This window comes from Nocardia sp. NPDC050435 (assembly GCF_040655395.1).
Taxonomy (GTDB): domain Bacteria; phylum Actinomycetota; class Actinomycetes; order Mycobacteriales; family Mycobacteriaceae; genus Nocardia.
This window is the reverse complement of the sequence record NZ_JBFAJW010000007.1, coordinates 113,190-137,094: the sequence shown is the minus strand read 5'-3', so window position 1 is coordinate 137,094 and position 23,905 is coordinate 113,190. Positions and strand designations below refer to the sequence as shown.

General features: G+C 66.6%; 1 protein-coding gene (running past both ends of the window). It reads right to left on the bottom strand.

This entire window lies inside a single protein-coding gene on the bottom strand: locus AB0I43_RS22190, encoding a sigma factor-like helix-turn-helix DNA-binding protein. The 48,216-nt coding sequence extends 4,584 nt beyond the window's left edge and 19,727 nt beyond its right edge, so the window shows coding positions 19,728-43,632 (codon 6,576, partial, through codon 14,544, complete); the first complete codon in reading order (the gene reads right to left) occupies window positions 23,902-23,904. Both the start codon and the stop codon lie outside the window.

Here is a 23,905-nt window from a genome sequence, read left to right as displayed (position 1 = left end):
GGCAAACTCCGGGAACGAGCCCACCGCTACGGCATCGGTTTCGGCCAGCGCGAGTCCGGCGCGATCGAGCCAGCGATCGACCTGGGTGTACTCCAGGTGCTGCATCTGCATGTACTCGGCCAGGCTCAGGCGGGCCCGCCCCGGTGCGGCTGACCGTCGCGCCTGGAACCACTCGAGGAACGCCTGTTCCGCGGAGCCGCGCGCGGGCGACGGGACCGTCGGCGGCACGGCCGCCCGGTGGCTGCCGTCGGGAATGTCCGCGGTCGCGTACGCGGACGCATCACGGTATCCGCCGTCGCGCGGCGGCGCCGGCTGTGCTCCACCCGGCGTTATCGGCTCCGGTCCCGAACTCGGATCACCTGACCCTGGTCGCGGACCACGCTGGACCCGGGTGGTCCGCGGCTGGTCCGCGAACGGATCGTCCGGCTCGAACGGCGTCTTGCCGATCATCAGATCGTCGGCGGGCAAGGCGGTCGCCGGGTCACCGACATCGGTCACTACGGTCTGGCCCTGCCACACCACCGCACGGGTGAGCGCGGTCTCGGCCCGGGTGCCGCCGGTCAACTGCGCCAGGGAAACGCGGCGATCCCCGTCTACGAACCATTCCAGACCTTCGGCGTCCGGCTTGCCTACGTAGGTGTACGGTTCTCCGTCGACTTCGAAAACGTTGTTTCCCAAGTACTTTACGACGTAGGCATGAGCGCCGATCCCGTTTCCATCGGGGGTGCGCCGCTCGTCGAGCACCCACGCCGTCGCGTTCACACCGACCTTACGCAGGTTCTCCAGCAGATTCGCATGCGCCTGGAACTGGCCTGCGCTATCGAAGCCCTCCGGGCGCGCGTCGCCGAGTAGTGCGCGCACATCCGACCACTTCCGACCCAGCCCCGTCCTGGTGGCCGGGTCCGGGACACCTACCGGAATGCCATAACCCGCAAGCTGGGCTGTAGAAGTGTCGACACAGTCGTTGGCGACCTGCTGCGGGACGACGGAATCAGACGCGTCGGCGGGGACGAAACCGTGCCCGCCGTCGGTCGTGCCCGCTGATTCCCCTGTTCGTGACGTCACGTTTGCGTATCGAGGGTCGTGAGCCGCCCCGTCCCAGCCGGCAAGCGTTGTCGACCTCTGTGCCGTGTTCGGGGCGGGTGTCCGCGATAGGTTCAGCCGAATCGGCGCTGCTTTTCCGGAGCCCTTGGCGAGCTCAGGGTCGTATCGCAGCGCATACCTGTCCAACGTCCCGAGTTCCGTCGCTCCTGCCGAGGGCGGTGGGTCCAGCCCCATCAACTTATCGGCGATCGAGTGCAGGATTCGCCTCGACTCGGCCTCCGGCATCAAGGCCGAGAGGGCCCTGAGCCGTTGCGGCGCGAGCATTTCGGCTACTTGCCCAACATCGGCGGCGCTCTCAAACGGCGTGCCGTGCGCCTGCCACAGCAGGTGCTCGTGCAGCGTCACTTCGAGGACGCCGGCGTGGTCGCCCACGTTGGGCACCCGGACCGGCAGCAGGATCTGCGAGTTCTCACCCTGCGGAAGTGCGAGCCGGAACGCCTGCCACAGTGCACGCAGTTCCGGATCGGTCGCGAGCGCCTCCGGGTGCGTGCGGGCCCAATCGCTCAGCATCGTCTGGACGATCTGGTTCCGGCCCTCGGGAGCGGTCAGTTCGGTGATGCCGTGCACGCTGAAGCCGCGCGCCATGAGCAGCCACTTGAGCGCATAGGCCACTTCGGCGTAGGCGGCGCGCGCCTGGCTCGCGTCGGCGGCGGCACTCGCCGGTGCCGCGCTCGCGTCGGCGACCTCGTTGGGTACCTGAACGCTGGTGAGAATCACGTTGTCGCGCACCACGAATCGACCGTGCATTTCGGTCAGCGGCAGCCCGTCGCGCCCGAGGGCATCCACCAGTACCCGCACGTGGAAGGTGCCGGCCTCGACGTCGAAGGTGATGAGCGAGTCCCGCAGCACGTGGTGCAGGCGCAGGTCCTGGTCTCCGGTGAGGGTGTACCAGGCCTTGAAAATGCTTTCCTTGGCCGAGAACAGCACCTTGTCCCAGGCCACGCCGGAATCCGGCAGGCAGTCCAGTTGCTGTTGCACCCAGAGCAATTCCTCGGTGCGCCCCGTGCTGTACATCATGTGCCGGACGGAGTTGTTGTCCTCGGCATCGATGCCGATCGATCGCACCTGCCCGGCGTCCGCCACCACCGCTGCGTAGTAGCTGAGCTGTGCCTTCCGGTCGATCATCTTGTTGGTGATGCTGCCGACCAGGCCCGGCGGGAACAGCGGTTCGCCCAGCGGGCCGCGGCCGATCGCTACCTCCGGATGACCGAACTGCGCCATCGCTCGGCGCGCCGCAGTCCGCGTGTTCGCCTTCTCCCGCACCCAGCTCTCCGGCGACGAATCCTTCAGCAGGACCGCGGCTTCCTCGGGCAGCAGCACGGCGTCCGGGTCGTCGCCGAGGATCTCCGCGGTGTGCAACTCGGGCAGCAGGTGGCTGATGAGCGAGGTCGTGCCGCTGCTCGCAGGCTCCAGCGACGCGGCGATGTGGTTCTGCGGCATGACATTCGGTTCGCCCGCCAAGGCGCTCTCGAACGCACGGACGGCGTTGTACGCGCCGATCCGATCTTGCAGCCGCTGTGCCTGGTCCTCGATCGGGGCACCGATCTCCGCGATCACGGCAACCGAACCGCCGCGTTCGGCAACGGCCGACTCATATCGGCTGACCATCGAACGCAGGAGATCCCCGACGTCGGTCAGCTCGGTGGTACCGAGGTGGACCCACACCACGTGCTCCGCGGAATCGATCGGCCCGACAGTGAACTCGGCTCTGGCACCGGTAGCACTCCGCTGTTCGTGGTAACTGCGGAGCTGGACCGAGGGAGGCTCCAGCGGCGCGCGGACCTGCGAGGCCGCGTCGTGACCGCTGCGCAGCGCTCGCCACATGATCTCGGCGTCGCCGATACGCGCTGCGTCCTCGGCGGTCGGGGCCGGATCTGCGGCGAGGTACTCCAAGATTCCGCGCAGCACACGATGGTGACCGAACTCGCGCACGATCGAGGGCACGCCGTCGATGTTGCTGATCGCCTGGGGGTAGTAATACAGCATCGCCAGCTGCTGGTCGGTGGTGAGGCTGTGCCACCAACGAGCGCGTTGCAGTGCCGATTGCGCAGTGTCGCTTGCTGTCACCAGTGAGTTCGAGCCGGTGGCAGCGGCCGCCTGGAGGGTTTCCAAGGCTCGGATCGCCGCCACGGCTTCCGCGCGATCCGGTGCTTCCGTATCCAGCTCCCGCAGGACCGTTCGCCAGTCGGCTTTCGGCGGGCCGCGTTCCGAGCTCTGCTCGGGCACAGTGGCACCGATGGCGAACGCCGGGTGGGCGCCCGGGTCAGCGTCGAACTCGGTGATGCGGCGTAGCGCGATACCCGAACGGTCGAAGGCGATGCCGGACATCGCGACCGCATCCGGGTTTGTTTCGCCCCGCACATAAGGCCGCCACGCGCCGTCGTCCTCGTTGAGATCCCGCACCATGATCACTCCGCCCCGGTTCGCCATGACATAGGCGTGCGCTCCGATGCCGTTGTCGTCCGCGGAGGCGTAGTGGTCGACCATGATGGCGATGGAGAGCGGGTCCTCGGGATCGGACAGGCGCTTGGCTACCGCGTCGCGGTCGATGAAGCGCTGCAACCGACCACCTGATTTGTCTTCCAGTTGTTCGGCGCTGCGGCCGCGCATGCCGGGTGAGTCGGTGAAAGCTTGTGCGACAGGACTTCCCGTTTCCTCGATGACGGTGTCGACAGCGAAGTCTGCGCACCGCTGAGATGCGATCTCGGCACTTCGGGCGGCTGCCGGCTCATTCGAAACAGGTTCGGGCAGGGAGCTATTCGGCTCCGAGAAAGTGGTCCCGCCGTCAACTGCCGAGCGATCCCCGCGACGCGGAACGCCAACCTCGGCAGGTCGGCCTGGCTGCCGTGCCAAGCGGTGACCGGCAGCCGGGGGCGTGGTCGTCGGCGCAGGCAACTCAGCCGAAGTCGACGCGAACGCGGCGCGCAGCTGAATTTGAGCCGCCACCAAAATTTCCTGGACGCGGGTAGCGGAGACCGATAGGCGGGTGCTCACTTCCTCGACATCGACCCCATCGAGGAGGCACATGCCTACCACGCGCAGCGCGAACTCCGGGTCCGGCAGCGCTGACATTGCCGCGCGCAGCGTCTGCTCGAATTCCACGTCGGTGAACGGCGACTGATCCGGATCAGCGATATCGTGCTGCCCGGTCCGTGAGTCCGTTGCGAGGCCGGCACTCAGCGAAGTCGCGCGCTGCCCTGTAATTACTCGGGCGGTAGTGACATCGGAAAGATCGAGCTCCAGCGCCTGCGCGATTTCGGTGTCGGAGGGTTCTTGTCCAGTCTTCCCGACCTGATCATCTATGTACCGGTTGACGGCGTGCAACAACCATCGAGTTTCTTTGTCAACGTCGGGGTATTTCTGTTCGAAGTACGCGTCGCGAATAACTGCACGGGCGGTCGCCCAAGCGAATGTCGTGAAAGCGCCACCGGCGGGAGCGAAGTTGAGCACCGCCTTGAACACTCCCTCGCTGGCTCGCTGCATGAGGTCCGCATACTCACCGCTTGTCGACCACCGCCGTGCCGCTTCACGAGGAATCCACGCGTATCGTTCGAAGATCTGCCGTTGCAGGGCTTTCTCCGTGTCCGAACCAGATTCGGTCTCGATGAGGCTCCAGAACAATTCATACTCGGAGGCCTCGATGACACCGACTTCGGGACGCGCGTAGAACTTGCGGATCAAAGCCTTGAAAGTATCTCTCGGCACCTCCAGTGCGTCGCGCAGCTGACGCAATCGCCGCATGCGAGGGAGCCTTTCACCCTCGGTTGTCTTTCTCGACCGCGTCTCGTCACCGACACGCTCGCTGAATTCCTCCACGGTCAGTCGCTTGTAGAGTCGGACCGCATGCATCCATTGATTGACCGAGTTGAAATCCCCCGGTTCGGGCCAGGTCTCACCAGCCGGATTCATGCGATAGCTGTATCCCTGCGCCGCGTCGTCGTGCCACGCTGCGGCGAACTCGTTCCAGGATGCAGCTCGATGAAGGGCGCGGTCGTACGCCTGCAACAGAGTGAACTCGCGCGGCGCGGCCGCGCGCCCCTCTTCATGTGCCCGGATACTCGTGGCGGTCATCCCCAGGATGCGGGCTTTCTCGTCGCGGCTGAGGTTGTTCACCCGACCGAATTCGATCAAGTAGTCGCCGAAAGTCCGATGGTCTTGCGGGTGCGGGTAGGTCAAATCCGCATCTCGCTCGCTGGCCTCTGCGTCCGTTGCACTCAGTCGCGCGGCGACCACTCCCGCCGCTCGCCGGAGCCGCATCCGGACCGCGCCCGCCGAGACGGACCCGCCTAGTTGCGCCGCCGTCTCCTTGACCGGCAGACCTTGCACGAGCCGGAGTTGGATGACCTTAACGTCGGACTCGCTCAGCTTCCCCTCACGACGCAGTTCGGCCAGCACGTTGTCCAACTCCGCAGGTGCACGGCGCTGAGTGTCCCGTACCAGAGCAAGATCCGGGCTCCGCTGACGATCGATGTCCCGACGCGCACGGACCGGCACAGTATCGCGGGATTCCTCCTTCGCGGCCGAGCCTTGCTGCGCGGTATTTCGCGGTCCGACAGTGGTTTCGGCATTCGAGGGCGGCGCACCTGGTGAGTCTGTAGGCCCGCCGGCGGCACTACCATCGGTCCAGCCGATGCCCCACGCGTCCAGCCAGGTCGTGAACCGCTCGAGCAAGATATCCAGCGCTGGAGTCCCGCCGTCGGGATCCGCGCCGTTGTCACGCTCGGTGACCGAAGCGCCGTCGGGTGTGACCGAGATCGTGACGTGGGCGGGTTCGCCGAGGACTGGATGGACGTCCATCGTGGTCGTGAACCCGTTGTCGGGCGTGGAAGCCGATCGTGCGTACACCGCGAAGAAATCGGCAAAGCCGCCGAAGTACTTGCCCGCGTCGTTGGCGACCGCCGCGACAACCTCGGCGTAGCTAGGGATCGGGGCGCCGTCCGCCCAGAGCGCGCCGAGGAGTTCCAGCGGTCCCGTATCACCGAGGAAGTTGACGAACCGCACCTCCGCGAGATCGATGCCGAGCTGTTGCAGGTCGTAGCGCAACTGCACCGCGAACTTCGGATCCGCGTTGGCCTGACCGAACGAGTAGCCGAGCGGAACGATCTCGAGCACCTTGCCCTCGAACCGCGCGACGCCCCAACTGGCCGCCCCACGGCGTTCTCCGAAGGTATCGGCGATATCGGAATGAGTACCGACCAGCGCCACTCGCAATTCGACCGGCTGTATGCCGACGACGAAAGGCACCCCACCCGGCGGGCTCGTGAAGGCTGCGCCGCGTTCGTCGCGGAAGACGCCCTCTCCATCGGGAGTGAGGGTGACCACCGCCCGAGCCTGCGGCCCTACCGGGTCGTAGATCTCGAGGGGCGCGGTTTCGTAACGGACCCAGCGCGGGTCGGGACGGAGATACACAGCTTGTTGCGCAGGAGTCGATCGAGCGGGCAGCGTAGTGTCGGGGTCCTGGTCGCGTGCGGGCTGGATGAACCACAGCGCCTTGCCCTGATCGTCGGCGCGCGCCGCGAAACCCCACGCTTCGGTGGCCAGGTGCAACGTCCGCAGGGCCTGCCGCGTGTGCTCCGGCGAATCAGGCTGGCTCTGTTCATTCGCGGCGGCCCGGATCGGTGCTGTGGCCGGGAACTGTGAATCTCCGTCGACGATCTGTACGAGAAGCGCGCCAGTTCCGGGCAACACCTGAACCACGATCTGAACCGGACCCGTGCCGTGTTCCATCGCATCGACGACCGCGACCCGCACCGCAGCCACAGTGTTGTCGACGTGGGCTGGTGCTCCGGTACTCCACTGCACGCCGGCCAGTTGTTCGCGCACCCAGCGCCCGGCCGACTCCGGCTCGGCGACAGTCGATTCCGCCAACGCACCTGGGTGCCCAAGGAACGTGGCATCCGAAATTGCCAACCACGGCAGCATCACAGTCTCGTGCATCTGAGCAAAAGCCCAGGCCAGCTGGACCGGTGCCGCCGCGACATCGAATCCAGGGTTTTTGGCATCGGCTGGTCGGTATCCGAGTTGCACTCCCGAGTACCGCATGGCCAACCCGTTCGGCCCCTCGGTGAACTCGATGGTCAGAGCGCTCGAAACGCCCCCCAGCGCGGTATGCAGAGTCAGATGGACGGATACGACCTCCATGAGCTCGCCCGCCTCCAGCCGCGAGAACCGGTCGATAGGGCCGAGTTGGGTCCAATAGCCATTTCCGGCTCCGGCCAGTTGCGCGAGGGCGCCGGCCCGGCTCTCGAACAGATCGGTCAGCGTCATGGTCGGCGCCAGCGGATTCCAGAGACTCGGTTTCACCACGTCCTGCAGGAAGGAGACAGAGGCGAGATCAACAGCACGCTTCGACAATTCGCTACGCAGCTGCGCCTCGAACTTCGGATCGGCGGCCGCTCGTCCGAAGACGTCGCTGGTCGGCCTGACCTCTACGAGCCTGCCCTCGATGATCTTCCACGAGCCGAATGCCGCCGGACCGTCCGACCGAGTTTCGTAACTGCCGAACAGCGTCTGGTGATCGGCGGAATCAGAGGTCCGGAACCCACCGGCCTTGTCCATGAGGAAGCGCTCGCCGTGCTCCCCGTGGGTGTTGTAGAGCTCGCCATCGGAGTCGCGAAAAAGTCCGTCCGCGTCCACGAAGACGGTTCGAGACGAGGTGTCGCCGGTCGGTTGGTAGGAGTCCGCACTGTCGGGTGCGGCGATCTCATATTCCGTGCGCTCCGCGCTGAGTTCCGGTGCCTGGGGCGCGGCCTGCGTCTCGGAACCCGCGCCTGGCGCCTTGAACGCCTTGGAGCTATGCGGGCCTTCCGGATCGAAGGCGAAAAACGTGCCCGGATCCCGGCGAGTTCGCGACCGTCGTGCAGGGGTGTCGAGCACGTCTGAGACCTGGGTGCCGGGTTCGACGCCAGGTTCCGAACTAGCGGGCTGCGCCGACGTTTCCGATTCCTCAGCGAGCCCGGTCGCCAGCTGCTCCATAGCGGCTCGGTGCTCTATGAAGATCGCTGACACGGTGCCGCCGACCAGCCGGGCCACCTCCGAGTACCGCAGTCCTTCGAGCGTGCGCAGTCGCACGATCTCCCGCTGCCGCTCGGTCAGCTGAGACAGCAGTGGCTCCGCATCAGCGGCCAGCGCCCGCTCGACGCGCGCGAACGGATCGGTGTCCAGCTGCGACACAGTCTGGGTGTTCAGGGCGGCGGGCGCGGCAGTCGGCTCCGGGATCGGCTGACGCGCCTCGAGTTCGGCCAGAGCCGCGAGCCGTTCGTTGTAGTCGATGGCGGCGTTGACCAGCGCACCGATTTCCAGGAAGCGCTCCGCGCGGTCCACGGCGTCGGTGAGTTGCGTGGAATCCGGTTGCGCGGCCAGCTGTCCGAGCACCTGCTGCAGGTAGCGCTCGACTCGTGTCGAGTCCACCCTGGCCGGATCGATGCCGATCAAGTTGGCCAAGACCAGGACCGCCTCGTCGTACTCGGCGCGCAGCCCGGGCAGTGCCTGCGAGTCCGGTCCGAAATCGGCGTGACCGAGCTGCATCGGTTCGCCCAGGTTGTCCAGTTGCTCGGCGACGACCGCCAACTCGGCGCGGGCCTGCTGCGGGTCGGTCGGCAGCGACCGGGTCGGCTCTTCGGACACTGTTGCTGCCGAAGCCCACTCGGCGATCTGCTGAACCGCGCGGGTTGCACCCGGTACCGCGGACAGGACAGCGTCCGTGGTGACCGACCAGCTCGTATCGGCCGAGGACAGCCAGACGCCCACCTGATGGTGCAGCAGGTGCAGGACAACACCGGTGCGCTCCGGATCCGAACCGAGGTCGACCGTAGTGATCTCGGCACTGTCGGGCGTGAAGGAAATGACCACCTCGGCGGCATCCGCCGGGTCGGCGAGTACGGGATGCAGGCGCAGTGTCACCGCCGCACCGCCGTCCGTCCCGGTGAACTCGGCGACGTGCACCCAGAAGTCGTCTCCGAAACCCGCCAAGAGCTTTGTCGCGCTGCTGGCTCCGCCGGCGATGAGCTCAGCAAGGGTCGATGCGGAAGGCTCGCGCGACCATACCGTGCCCTGACTCGGCGCGGTGAAGACCACATTCGACAGATCCACCCGAAGCCGGGTCAGCTCGGCGCGCAGCTGCGCGGGGTATCGCGGATCGAGATTCCCGCCGAGGAAAGCCTGGCTGTAGACATCGACCGTCGTCAATCGGCCGTTCACGATCTTCCAGATACCGAAGGCCGCCGGGCCGTTGAGCTGGTCGTTGTAGGTGCTGTGCAGCGCGTCGTGCGTCGCGGACGGCGAGGTGCGGATTTCGCCGGGCTGTGCGCCGAGGAGGAAGTAGTCGCCGACCTGGTGGCTGTTATAGGGCTGGCCGTTCGCGTCGAGGAACAACCCGTTCTCATCGACGGTCAAGCTGGTGAACAAGACCGGGTCGCCTTCGGTCAGATTCCCGATCGCATCGTTGTGGAGCTGGGCGATGTCGTATCGGGTTCGGCTGCCGATTACGGCGTTGCCGTCGATGGCAGGCGGATCGCTGGAGATCACTGTAGGGGCCATGGGGGCCGAATAAACCGGTGCGCCAGGAGCTTCCAGGGCGGCACCCGAGCTCTCGAGCCAGGGATTCAGCTTCGAAACCAGCTCACGCAGTGCCGCGGCGACACGAACCGGTTCGGTGCTCAGGTCCAGATCAGTGAGCTGGGCGGTGATCCGACCGTTCGAGCGATCCAGCACCAGGGTCACCGAGCCCGATTCCCCGCGTACCGGGTTGAGCGTCACCGTGATCTCCAGGTGGTCGGGGCCAGAGGCCACCACCTCGGCGAGGCCGATCCACATATCGTCGGTGAAGCCGGGTAGCAGGTCCTTCGCCATGGCTTGTCCACCGTCGAGCACCGCTTGGACGGAGGGCGTCCCCCGCTTCCAGATCGAACCTTCCTCGGTCAGATCGAACGTGAAACCCGGCATGCCGGCCACTCCGAGCCGGAGCAGTTCGGCTCGCAGCTGGGCGATGTTCTGGTTCTGGAAGGCCGGTGAGACGAAAGTGCCGCTGTTGGGCACTAATTCGACCAGCCGCCCCTCGCGGACCACCCAGGATCCGTAGGCCGCGGGCCCATCGTCCGCCTGCCTGAAGGTGCGGTATAGCGCTGCGTGATTCACACCGGCTCCGCCGGCGTGCAGAACGCCGGGCACCGCGCCCATGAGGAAATAGCCACCACCCTCAGGCGTGCTGTACAACTCGTTGTCACTGCCACGGATCAATCCATCCGGCCCCACGGTCAGCTGGTCGTAGGCTACGTCGTATGTGGTGTGGTGGCTGTCCCGCAAGGGATGGTCGTCCACGACATAGCGAGCCCGGGTCGGGCCGGCCGCGAGCTCGTTATAGCGGTCGATCGCCGCGAGTCCGGCGTCGAGCATTTCCCACTGGTGGAACAGCTCCACGGTCTCGTCACTGACGTTCGGATCCCCGGACGGCTCCCACTGAGCCAGTGCGATGGTCGATTGCTCGTTCTGCTGGTCGAGGCCAGCTCGTACCGCCTCCAGGTCTGCGGCCAACCGGTCGCGTTCGGAGGACAACTCGGCCAGCCGAGTGGTCCCCGGGACCGCCTCGGCATCCGAGAGTCCGAATCTTTGGACCCACTCGTCGCGCGCCTCGCGAGCGCCTGGCAACCGGGGATCGGCCTCCGGCGCCGGCACGCCCAGGTAGTCGCCCATCAAGTTCGCGAGCTCGACCAGATCCCGCGACCCGGTCTCGGCGGCCATGATCCGGAAGGTCAGCAGCGGATCGTCCCCCGCTTGGCCACTGAAGGCCCGGACCTGCTGGACGCCGAGCAGCTCTGCCAGTAGTTCGTTCTGGGTAGTGCGCCGCTGCCGCAGCGTCGCGGTCTCGGCGGCGATGTCGATGGTTTCGTCGCGCAGCGCGCGGGATTGCAGGTCCTGAGCGGCCAGCTCGACCGCCATATACTGCCCGACCCAGTCCAGCAGCTGACGTAGCTTCGCTGATTCGGTGAACACCGGCCAGGCCGATTCCGGCATCGACCGGAGTTGGTCCTGCAGCAGTACAACCGCTTCCTGCAGCGGCCCCGTGCGCATCGCGTCCGGCTGCACGCCGAGCATCGCCGCCAGCGCCTCGCGAGGCGGCACCGGTTGTACCCGAGCCCCGGGTGGGCGCCGGTCGAGCAGATCGGAGCACAACTCGGTGAGCCGGGCCAACCCGGGAGAGCCGGTCGCCGTGGCGGCCCGGCGCAACTCGGCGACCGGATCGGGCGACGTCCGCTGCGGTACGGCGCTCAGTTCGGAAACCGAAAGAATCTGGAGCAGTTCCGATTTCAGCTGGGCGCGGGCCTCCCGCAGCTGCTCCGGTGTGCGGTCACCGAACCCGATATCGGTGTTGGCCATGATGAATCGGCCGATCCATCCGCGCAGCTCCGGCAGTCGACCGGCATCGACTGCGCGCTGCCAGCTTTCGGCATCCAAGGCCCGCAGCTGGCCCTGCACCATGTCCAGAACTCGACTCAGCGCGCTCGGGCGCTCCAGCACTTCCGCGGGTACACCCAGGGCGTCGGCGAGATCCCCTGGCTCGGCGTCGTCGGGCGGCAACGGCGTCTCCGGTTCGGCCGGGGCGAACGGGTCGACGCCCGAGATGCCCGAATCGGCCAGCCACGGCGTCAGGCGCTCGTGCAACTCGCGCAGAATCTCGGTGGTGCGAGCGGCATCGGGGCCGAGGGCCATGCCGGTGTAGCGCAGTGCGGGCGTGCCGTCGGTCAGGCTGAATTCCAGAGTGACGTGGCCGGTCTCGCCACGAACCGGGTTGAGCGTCAGGGTGATCGATACCCGGCCGTCGACGGTTTCGAGACCTGCGAAGTCCACCGAAGAGTCGTCGCCGAACCATTGGAACAGGGTGTCGGCACCCTCGCCGCCGCGGCGAATCAGCCCGGCCACATCAGGCGACAGGGCCTCGGGCAGGGCCAGCCTGCCCAGCACGAAGTCAGCATGGAATTCGACCGTCGACAGGTCCACACCGAGGCGGATCAGCTCGAACCGGAGCTGGGCCGTGGATTGCACTGTGGCCGGGAAAGGTCCGCTGCGCGCGACGATAGCCTGCACCCGCCCGTCGACGATCCGCCAGTACCCGAAGCCCGCCGGGCCCTGGCTCGCGTCGGTGTAGGTGCCGAACAACGTCTCGTGCGCACCCGGCAGTGGGATCGTGCGCAGATCGCCCGGGATGGCGCCCATCAGGAAGACGTCGCCGTCCGCCCCGGAGTTGTACAACTGCCCATCCGGCCCATAGACCAAGCCATCCTGCCCTATGGCAAGGCGAGCCCACCCGAGCCCGTCGGCATGGCCGGAGACCGGCGTGATCTCTCGATCCGGCGGCGTCACTTCGTATTCGGCACGCCTGAGCTCGACTGGACCGGTCACCGCGCCCAGCCCCTGGCCCGAGCCGGAATCGGCGGGCTCGGGGCGGACAGTCGGTGGCAATACGACGGCGGAAAGTACCAGCCGATCATTCAGAACCGCGTAGCGTCCTTCGACACCGTGAACTTCCAGCTCACCGCCGGAGTCGGAGTAGCGGGCTTGGAAGGTGCCGTCTCCTGCGATGACAACAGTGATTCCGAACGAGTCGAAGTGACGACCGAACGCCTGTTCCAGAGCACTGCGGACACTTTCTCGCGCGGATCGGGCCACTAGGTCGCCGGGGGTACCGCCACGTTCCGGTTGGAAAATCCGAGCGTCGATGCCGACACCGGCGGCCTCAGTGCGCCGAGCGACTGCGATAGCCGTGTAATTGCCCGCATTCGTCATACTCCCGACGAATCCCGGCGGGGGCGCGAATTGCGAGCGAGTGGTCAGTACCACAGGGTTTCGGACAAGACCCAGGTCGGCGAGCAGACGATCTTCTGCGATCTGCTCTGCGTCGAGGAGTTGCTGGTCTGTGTTCAGGTCTTCCGGACCGAGCACCTCGACGGTCCTGGTTCGCGGAATCAATTGGCCGATTGCCGAATCCGCGCCAGAGCGCACCGCAACTGTGCTGGGGTGCACCCCCTGCGCCAACAGGTACACATCCACGGCATGGATCAGCTTGTCGAGCTGGCTGTACCGGTGTGCCTTGCCGGCGAATTCCCCCTCCGCCGGCGGCGACCGCAGCGCCGAGGCGAGGTCGGCCGGCGCCACACCGGTCAGCTGGATCAACTCGTCCGCAAGCCGCTGACGTTCGGCGCGGATTGCCGCGAGCGGTGCCGAATCCGGCGTGAAATCCGCCAGTGTCAGACCGATCGCGGCAGCGTTCTCGATCACGGTAGAGGCGAGACGCTCCACATCGATCGCCCGCAATCCGCCGCGGGCCAAGTAGCGATTACCCTCGACGATCGAACGCTGCTCGTCGGCGGCCCGCAGCTCTGCGGACAGATTGTTGTATCTGTCTGCGGCGTCGATCAATTCGACGAGTGTTGCCCAATCCCACCACATGTCCCGCACTTCGTCGGCGGTGTAGCCAGGCGAGTCGGTCCAATCACGTTGCCACGCATTGTCCATATCGCCGACCGGAATGCCCAGAATATCGGCGAGTGCCTCTGCCCTCTGTCCGGTGTGAGCACGCAGCTCGGCGAGTGCTTTCGAATCGGCACCGAGCTCGTCGGCTGTGATATTCAGGATTTCGCGCGCCATGGGGTCGAGATACGTCTTGGCCATCTCCAGCCCGACTTCGAGGGCGACGCGGTCCATCTCGGCAAAGACGGCGTCGAGAACGTTCCAACGGTCGTAGACCCGAAGAGTCTCGTAATCGATCTCCGCTTCCGACGCCAGATCACGACCCGCCAGCGCTATCGCCAGAGAATCACGGTCCAGTCCCAGCGCCGCCGCCAACTGCGCCGCCGATCGATCCCGTTCGGCGCGCAGCTCCTCTAGGCGATCAGCCACAGCCATCCAATCCACTTGGGGAGCGGCGGCCTCGGTGTCGATTTCCGTGTCAATAGCACCGGCAAGCATCGCGTCGAATGCTGCGGTATCGAATTCGTCGATTTCACCGAGCGCGGCATCCACCGCGTCACCGGTGAGCGGGCGCACAGCCTTGTTCGGAGCGCCCTCGGCGGGCTCGTCGGCATTCGGGGTGCCGCCGTCCTCGTCGATCTCGAACCACACCGTCTTGGCCCAGGGATCGCCGTTCTCGACCCGAACGCCATACCGATCCGTCATGGCCGTAACGAGAAGCACGCCCCGGCCCGATTCCGCCTCTTCATCGGCATCGCGCCCCTGCGGCAGGGTCGCGCTCGCATCGGATACCTCGACCCGCAACACCCGCTGCCCGTTGCGCTCGACGACTGTCGCTACGAACAAGCCATCAGTCTGCGCGTAGCGCCGTACGTTCTGCACGATCTCCGAGGCGGCCGTCAGCGCGTCGGGGTCGATCTGGCTCGGAGCCGCCCAGTCCTGGGCAATCTCACGCAGAGCCCGGCGCACCAGCCCAGCATCCCGGTCGGTCAGGATCGGGACCTCGGTCCGGCGCAGCACCACCTCGCCCGCACTCGACGTGTCGCCAACCAGGTCGGCCAATCCCCGCACCGCTGCGGCCAGGTCCGACTCCTGGAAATCAGCAGCTGCGATCTCCTGCGCCAGGCGGTCCAGCCCTGCGAGGTCGACAGCGAGCCCCCGGCGCAGCGCCTCGCGTACGGACGCCACCAATTCCTTTGCTGGGCCTGTCAATTCCGAACCCGGAGCGGAATCGGCGAGCAGCCGGGTAACCGTCTCGTACTGCTGACCGAGGAAGTAGTGCAGCTGAGGATCGTCATAGGTTGCCGCCCATGCCTGCAGGTCCGACATGTCGGCCGTAGCCGGATCCGGCGGCTCGGTCAGCGTCTCCGCGACGGGCGCCGGAATGTCCTGCGAACGAACCAGCCGCAGTAGTTGCTCGAATTTCGCACGGTTACGGGGCTGACCGGGAGCGAAGGGGGCGGATTCACCACCGATGTCCTGGTAGCGCTGCTGCTCGTTCGCGAGACCGAAGAGGGTGACCGGATCGATGTCCGGTCCGTGCTCGGCGAGGTTGGCCACCCATCGCCCGTAGCGCGCGCTACCTTCCCGGACCGCTGCCACCCACTGGGGCAGCGACATTTTCACATCATCGAATTCTGCTACTGCGCTAGGGAACCGACCATCGTTCTGCAGCGACCAGTTCATCAGGATGCGCGAGGCCCGGCCGTTGAAGTCGAGCGGATGCAATGAGACGAACCGGTGTTGCAGCTCGGCAGCGAGCTCGAACGGGTCGTACAGCCCTTCCCGTTTGGTGGTGTTGTACCAATCGCAGAGTTCCCGCAGTGCTTCGTCGACCGCTTCCCTGGAGTCGTAGTCCGGGTAGACGATCACGCCGTGCTCGCCCGGCCCGGCCGGCGGTGCCAGATAGGACAGCAGCGGATTCGCTTCGATGGCGGCGATCTGGTCTGCGGTGAGCGGCTCGAACAGCACTCCCACCCGCGGTGTCGGAGCGCCGAATTCCATTTCCGGTGGTGCCGACAAGGTCAACCGGTCGTGCATCTCACGAATGAAATCGACAGTCAGATCCTGATTTCCGTGCTGCTGAGCGAACAGCCGGGCGGCCAGCTGCCCGGCCCAGCGACGCTCACCGAGCGCGGTTTCCGGATGTGGCTGCCCGGCGATCACGGCGATCGCCAGGTACCGCTCCTCGAGCAGCAGCGCGGCCTCCAGCAGCCGCCCGGCCTCGGTGTCGATGCCGAGTTCCGCCAACCTCGTGGCGATCAGGCTGTCGATCGGCGAATTGCTATGTGCGGCGGGCTCTTCCGAGTCCGGGCTGTTCTGGCCGACATAGACGTCGTCGGCCGGAGGCGCGGCGTCGACGTCGCCGGTGGTGAGCACGACGGGTTGACCGTCCTTCCACACCGCAGCCCACAGCGCGACCGTGCCTGCCCGAGTACCACCGGTGATGTCAGCGAGAGATACTTCCCCGGGCCCGGCCTCCTGTTGACTGCTCGGCAACGTGCGGTGTCCCGCGGGGGTGGCGAAGAACTCCTGCCCGTCCAGGATCTTGTTCAGCGTGACCGGTTCGCCGTTGAGCGTGAAAGCGTGTGTGCCGTCTTCGTTCTGCCGCACATAGGTGAGTGCGACGGCATGTCCGGTGGCGCCGTGCCGGTCCGCACTGGCTCGCTGTTCGACGACGTAGGCGGTGGTGCCGGGGCCCGAGGCGATCAGGCCGCGCACCAGCCGGGCATGGCCCGAGGCGTCGGCGTCAGTAACAAAACCCTGCACCGGCGCACCGTTGAAGGTGCGAACGACGTCGCTCCAGAGCACTCCGGCCAAGCCCGGCTCCAGCAGATCGGCGTCGGTGACGGGCTGCCCCTGTGCGGCGTTGACGTGCTGTCCGGCCACCGGAACGCAGTTGTTGTCATGTTGGTCGATCAGGTAGCTGCGGCGCGGGAAGTTACCGTCGCCATCGGCTTCGACTGTAACGACGAGGGTTTCGGTGCCGGGATCGCCGACGATGTGCGCCGAGACGTGCACGCCGCCACGCATGATGCCGACATCGCCGTTGTAGGACTGGGTGGCTTCGGTCACCAACGCGGTGACCTCGCGGCGCGCCTCGGCGATCTTGGCGGCGGGCCAGCGGGTCAGCATCGCCTCGAGCTGACTGCGGATCGGACCCACACCTTGGACACCGAAGTACAAGGTGGTACCGAGCCTGCGCGTGACGGCCGGGTCGTTGACGTTCGGCGCGAACTCGGTCGTGTAGCCGATCGGGGTGGCGCGAGCACCGGTCAGCCGCTGCCACAGGGTGCGCTTGCCAGGTAGGTGCGGCGGTATCCAGTCGTACCCGGCGGCCTTCGCGGCCGCCTCCGCCACGACGGCGGTGGCATGGGGGTTGGTCGCGTAGACCTTGATCTCGGCAAGCGCCTTCTCGATGAGAATGATGTCGGCACGCAGCGGTTTGCCCGCGATCAGCCGGTTCCACATCGCGGCGACATTCGGGTTCTGCGGTATGCCGGTATTGCGCAGCAGGTAGTTCCGGACGCGGCGGATCGTGTCGAGAACTTCGTCCGGCGATCGAGGGTTGCCCTTATGATCCTTCAACCACGTCGAGCCGCCGTCGTGCTTGCGCATCGTCGCGCCCTTGGGGTCACGGATCAGCGCGCCATCCTTGTCGCGCACCCATTCCTTCGGGTCACCGCCCGAGTATCGGTCGACGTCGGCGAGCGCATTGTCGCGAATCTGAGCTATGAAGCTGTCGTCGCCGTACAGGCGGTTCTGCTCGAACCTGTCGTAGTGCTCCGCTGTCTCCGTTCGGAGTTGCTCGCGCGCGGCCTCATTGGCGTTCCAGCGCTCGGCCAGTGACTCCGGAATCTCGACACTCTCCCCCGCGTACGGGATAACCGTCCCGTCCAGGCGCAGCTGCTCGGAGTTGAGCGCGGGGCCGGCCAGCAGCTGGTTGTGCAGCGGCTGGGCATCGGGCTGGGCGTCGTTGAACCAGGCGTAGGTTCGGGTGCCGCGCAAGACCGGGACGAGGTGGATCCAGCGGCCGTTGCGGACGGCCGGCACCCACTGCGAAGCGTCTGCCAGCGTGAAGGCCAGCCGCGGATGACGATTCACGAATTCGGGTGACAAGGACAGTTGCACCGACTGCCCGTGCGCGGTGTTCGCGGGCAGCCAGCGGGTCGCCGACAGCACCAAATTGCCGATCCACTTGCGGTTCTGGATGAAACTCCGGGTCCATGGGTGGGTCGAGATCCGGTCCAGTATGCCCAGTCCGAGGATGCGCAGATGGAACAGGTTGAGGCCGACATCGGAGGTCCACGTGTCGACGCCCTGGGGCACGTTGTAGATCGTCGGCGCGAACGGCGGGTTCTGGGGGAAAAGGAATGCCGGAACCTCGCCCCCTTCGAAATCGTGCAGGCCCGCGAGCATCTTGTCGAAACTGGGGACCATCGACACCTTGAACAGGAAAGGCGGCTGCGGCTCGGTCCACTTGGTCTTCTCCCACGGACGGGCGTGCTTCGCCGGGTTCCAGGAGCCGGAGCGCTGCGTCAGTTCCGCATCGATGGAAGGCAATATTTCGGTGCTCGTGGGGCGGCCGTCCGCATCGAGCTCGAGTCTGGCGAAACTGATCTCGAGCGGGTTCGCCGGAGGCTTCGCCAGGCCCATGATCATATTCAGGTCGGTGCGCGGCGGCATGGCCGCGTGCGCGGCACGGCGGTATTCGTTGACATCGGAGTCGGTGCCGACGACAACCATTCGGGAGAATCCAGGCGAACGGCCGGTCGTGGGGCGTACACCGACCCGATCCGTCACCGGAAGCAGGCCCAGATCATTCAAAGTGTCCAGCGCGGCATGCTGCTCGGCCAGCTGCCGCAGCGCGTTCTCGGCCTGCCCGATCCGCGCCACCGTGGCACGCAACTGCTGTACCTCGTCGGCACCGGCTTCGCGAGCCCCCCGATAGCGCGGGTTGAGCTGGTTGGAGTCGATGACGCCGAAGGCATTGGCCACCGAGTACTGCGACCGAGTGGACGCGGTGATCTCCAAGGTCAGCGCAGTGCGCAATTCGGCCAGTTCCGCCGGGGGGAACTTTTCGCCGAGCTTGCTGTGTACCTGCTCCAAATCCCAGATCGAGGCTTCGGCTTCGCGCAGCTTGTGCCGTAGCGCGCGCAGATCCTGGTCTTTGAACCGGGCTGCCTCGATCGTGTCGACGCCGTCGAACTCCAGCGTCCGAATCCCTTCGCGCAGTCTGGCCGCGGCAGCGCGGCCGCGTTCCAACTGCTGCTCCAAGGTCTGGAACATCTCGTGGACAACTTGGAACCGGTCACGCATCGCGAGCGCGCCGTCGAGGTTGTCGATCAGGTCCAGATCGGTGCGGAACTGCGCGAGTTCATCCGGGCCCGCGAAACTGTCGGCCAGCTGCGCCTGCAGTCCCTCGATCTCGGCGCGCAGGTCGTTCTGCGCCTGCATGATCGCCGCCCGGCGCGCCTCTACACCGCTGATACGTGTCGCTTCAGCCTGTGCGACAGCACTTTCCGCGATCTCGGTGTGGCGCCGGGCCTGCTCGGTCCACGCCGTCTCGTCTGCTACCCGCCCTTCGGCACGTGCCTTCGACGCCTCGGCCAGCGACCGGACGACCTCAGCGCGCGCCCCGCGCTCACGTTCCAGCGCCTCGGCCATTTCCGTACGCGCCGCTGCGATTTGCGAATCCGGCGGCCCATGGGCCGGCGGCTGCCGATTCGCGGGCACCGGTGAATTCCGGTCCGGGGTCTGTCCGATGAGTAGATCCGCCTCGGGCTGGGGCGCATCGCGGAAGCCGAGATTCTGCACCACCCGCCCGTCTTTCCACACCACCGCCCAGGTGGCCACCGTTTCGTCCACCGAGCCTCCGGTCAGATCGGCCAGGGTCGCCGGGCCGTCTGGTCCGTCGAACCAGGCCACCCCGTCGTCGTCGGTGTGCGTGTAGGTCACCGAGTCACCGTTGACCTCGAAGATGCTGTTGCCCAGGTACTTCAGTGCGTAGGAGTGCGCACCCACACCGTGCTCGTCGAGAGTCTCGCGCTGATCCAGCACCCAGGCGATCGACTCCGGACCGGCCTGATGCATCAGTGCCTGCACCAGATTGTCGTGCGCGTAGTTCATGCCACCGTCGAAACCTTCGAGCTCCGCACCGTTCAGCAGCGGTTGCACCTCGGACCACGATCGCCCCGCCAGGTGGCCGTCGGGCATCGGCTCCGGATGACCAAGGACCTCAGGCAATCCCTGTGCCCGGTGGTCCGCGTTGACGACGCCGAACGAACGGTCGACACAGTCGTTGACCGGATCGGTCACGGGCGCGGCATTCGACTGCGACGGTTCCGGTGCACCGGGCTGCTCTACCGCGCCGTCGGTCACTGCGACCGGCTGCATCTCCAGCGTGACGTTTGATTTGCTCAACCATGGCGTCAGGTGAGCTGCCAGTTCGCGCAGGGCCGCGTCGACCCTGGCCGGGGTCGCACCGCGATCGATGCCGACCAGGGTCGCGGTGGTCGCGTCGCCGGATCGATCCAGCACCAAGGTGACCGCGCCGGGCTCGCCACGAACCGGGTTGATCGCCAGTTTGATCGCGAGCCGGTCCGGGCTGCTCCGGACACCGTCCACGCCCACCCAGAAGTGACTGCCGACGCCGTGCAGCAGCCCGTCGGCATCCCGCCCGCCGCTGTCGATCATCGCCGCTACCGAGGGCATGCTCTGGTCGGGCAGCCACAGTCGGCCCGGCGCTGCGACATCCCACTTCAACGCGCTGAGATCGACACCCAGACGCGACAATTCATACTTCAGCTGGGCGATATTGCGCACTTCGGCTTCATCGTGGGTGAAGCCGCCCGAGGCGGGCAGCACCGCGACCAGCCTGCCGTTCACGATGTCCCACAGGCCGAACATCGCGGGCCCGTGGGCGGGATCAACGAAGGTGTTGTAGAGCGCGGGATGCACCGCCACGGCGGTACTCACTGACCGGATATCACCCGGCGCCGCGCCGAAGAGGAACGTGTCCCGATCCTCCGGATCGCTGTTGTACAGCTCGTTGTTCTGATCGCGGAACAGCCCGTTCTCGTCCACCCAAAGGGCGTCGTAGGCGACGTCGACTCCCGCGGACGGGATATGCGCCGTCCCATTACGCGGCTGCGCCAGCACATATTCCGGATCGCTCGGCGCGGTCGCCGGATCCAGGCCGAACGGGGACGACTCGGCCTGCCGGGGCGGGTTGGAATCGACTGTGGTCCCGGGTGTTTCGCCGACAAAGGTGGCGCCGGACGCGGCCACCCACGCCGCCACCCGAGCGTGCACCTGATCGAACGCCGCCTCGACGCGCTCGCTGTCGGGACCGAACCGCACGTCGGTGTACTGCGCGGTGCCGGTTCCGCCGGTGCGGTCCAGTACCAGCGTTACCTGACCCGGTTCGCCACGAACGGGACTGATCGTCAGGGTGACCGAGACCTCATCGCCGTCGGCGCGCACATTCGACACGGCCACCGAGAAGTCGTCTCCGAAGCCGTTGAACAGCTTGTCCGCGTTCTGCCCGGCATGCTCGATCAATGCGTCGACGGTCATCAAGACTCGCGCGGACTGCCAGATGCCCTCTTGGTTGTAGGGGGCGAGGAATTGGACGTCGGCGAGGTCGACACCCCAGTCCAGCAGCATATGCCGCAGCTGCGCCGCGAACCTCGGATCCAATGTCGGACCCCAGAACGCCTCCGCCGAGGAGACATACACCCAGCCCAGACGTCCTGCGTCGAGAGTCCACACTCCGAAACCGATCGGGCCGGCCTCCGGATCCAGGAACGAGCTGTACAACTCCGCGTGCGAAGTGTCCACGGTCGGCGCGCTGCGGATCTCGCCGCCAGGGTAGATCAGGAAGACTTCGCCGAGATCGGTGGTCTTGTGCGGCTGTCCGTCCGGCCCGTAGAAGATGCCGTCCCGCACGGTGAGCACCTTGTACACGGCGACTTCGCCGAGTTCGGGACGGTAGGTGTCGGACCGGTTCGGCTCCGCGACCTCGTAGTCGGGACGGCTCGGCTCGTATCGCCGCGCCGGCGGATTCTGGTTGCCGCTGGGCGGCGGAGAGGTGCCGTCCACCGTCCGACGAAGCCGGACAACACCGTTCGCACGGTCCCACGCCGACCGGTACAGGTCCACGTAGTCGGGCTGATCCGGGCCTGCTTGGCGTAGGTGGACGGCGATAGAGTGTGCGGCCGCCCGGAATCCGTGTTCCCACCGCCATGTCGCCCCGGCTGCGGCCATTTCGTCTCGGGCTTCTGCGACAGCCCGATCGTAGATCCGCTCCATCTCGTCGACCGGCAGGTCCGCACCGAATTCCTGCAGCTGTGGAAGTTCCCGGAGCTGTTTGCGCAGAGCGATTTCCAGTGCGTGTGCCCGGCTTTCCTCGCGGACCATCGATTCGACATAGTCCGAACGCGAGAGCACGATGCGGCTGCGACTGTTGCTGGCAGAGACCCCGTGATTCGTTTGATCGGCGTGGATCGCCATGTGCGCCAAGTCGATTGCTTGCTGGAGATCGGTCACGCCGATATCCAGGACGATCGCCCTGCGATCGGGCAGGAAGTGCGCGTCCACGCCGGACTCGTGCTCGACCTCGACACCGGCACGCTCGAGCATGTCCAGCACCCAATGCCCGATTTCCGTCTGGACCAACAGGTTCCGAATGTTGTCGGTGCGGCGTGCGGACTCCTGCCGGGCCAATTCCCGGGAAGCCGGCGCTGCGGTGGGTGGTTTCGCGGTCACCGGGTTGGCGGCGACCGTCTGCGCCGGAATCTCTTGGACGCTCACCATCGCGTCGTCGTCGACCGCAACCTGCAGGTATGTCACCTGATGCGCCGGATCGGCCAACGCCGCGGCCACCGCGGGATCGAGGTCGGCGGCGACTCGCAGCGGAGTCCGGAAGTCGCCCCGCAGATCCGCGACCAGCAGGTGGGGCGGCTCGCCCGCGGCGAGAACGACGCGGTCGGTCACCTGCAGGCCGTTCTCCGTGCGCGCGGCGAGCGCGTCGCGGGCGGCGCGGGAGGTCATCGCGTCATGGGAGGCGAGCAGCTTTCCTAGGGCGTGGCGATGCCGCTCCACTTCGTCGGACAGGCGCATCAGATCGAACTCACGGCGCAGGAATTCGGCGCGCCGCGTCTGCGCCGCATCCGCCAGCGGCACCCTGACCAGGTCCGCCGGATCAATGGCGAGATCGCTCGCCAAGGACTGGCGAGCCGCGGCGATCTCATCCGACAGCCGCTGGAGCTGTGCCGCGACCGCGATCGGATAGCGCTGTGTGGCAGGCAATCCCAGCTTCTCTGCCAGATCGGCGATCTTCCTGCCCATGGCCTGTTGCTGGACCACCAAAGCCCGCCGCCGGTTCAGGAGCTCGTAGAGGTCGCGCTCCGCGGCGGCGGTCGGCTCGTACAGATGGGCGAGATCGACCAGGTTCGCTTGGCCGCTGTTCCATACCTCGGTGTAGAACTCCCGATAGTTCCGGCCGTCAGCCCATCGAGCGGTGGCGACCTCGGCACGGATCGCCTCGACGCCCGCGCGCCGGGCAAGTTCACGCACGGCCGCGGTGTCCAACTCCGGCGTATTCTGACGGGCCTGCGCGACCGCGGTGTCGAATGCCGCGAGATAGGCGACCTGGCGAGGCGTGAACGGCTCACGGTGGTTGGAAGGTACTTCCCTGAGGAATTCGGCCTCCCGGCCGAACGCTGCGGCTTCTTCGCGCACCATGGCGTCGACATAGGCCTCGAGCGTCATCATCTGGCGGCGCCATGGAGCGTGTACACCCTCACCGCGCAGCCGCGCCTCGGCATGAACCGCTTCGTGCACCAAGGTCGTCGCCTGCTGCAGCAGGGGCACACCGGCCGCACGCACGAACGCGGTCAGCGACTCGTGGCTGTATTCGCCGCCTGCGTGCCTGGACAGTGCGTTCGAGATGTCTATGCTGACCTCGTACTGGTCCAGCAGAGCCAGTATCTCGCGTCCGACCTGGGTCGTGGCCAGCAATGCGCGCACCTGATCCGGGTATCGGTCCATCGAGGTGCCGATGAAGGCCTCGTCGCCGGGCATCGGCGCGTTCACGTCGCCGGTGGTGAGGGCAATGGCTCGGCCGCCGTTCCACGCCGCCGCCCACAGCCCGACTGCGCCTTCCCGAGTTCCGCCCATCAACTCCGCCAGCGACACTTCCTTCGGCACGGATTGCTGTTCACCGCCCGGCAGCGCACGAACCGGCGTGCGGCTGCCCTGCGGATCCGCGAAGAACTCGTGTCCATCCACGACCCGATTCAGGGTGACAGGCGCACCGTTGACCTCGAATGCG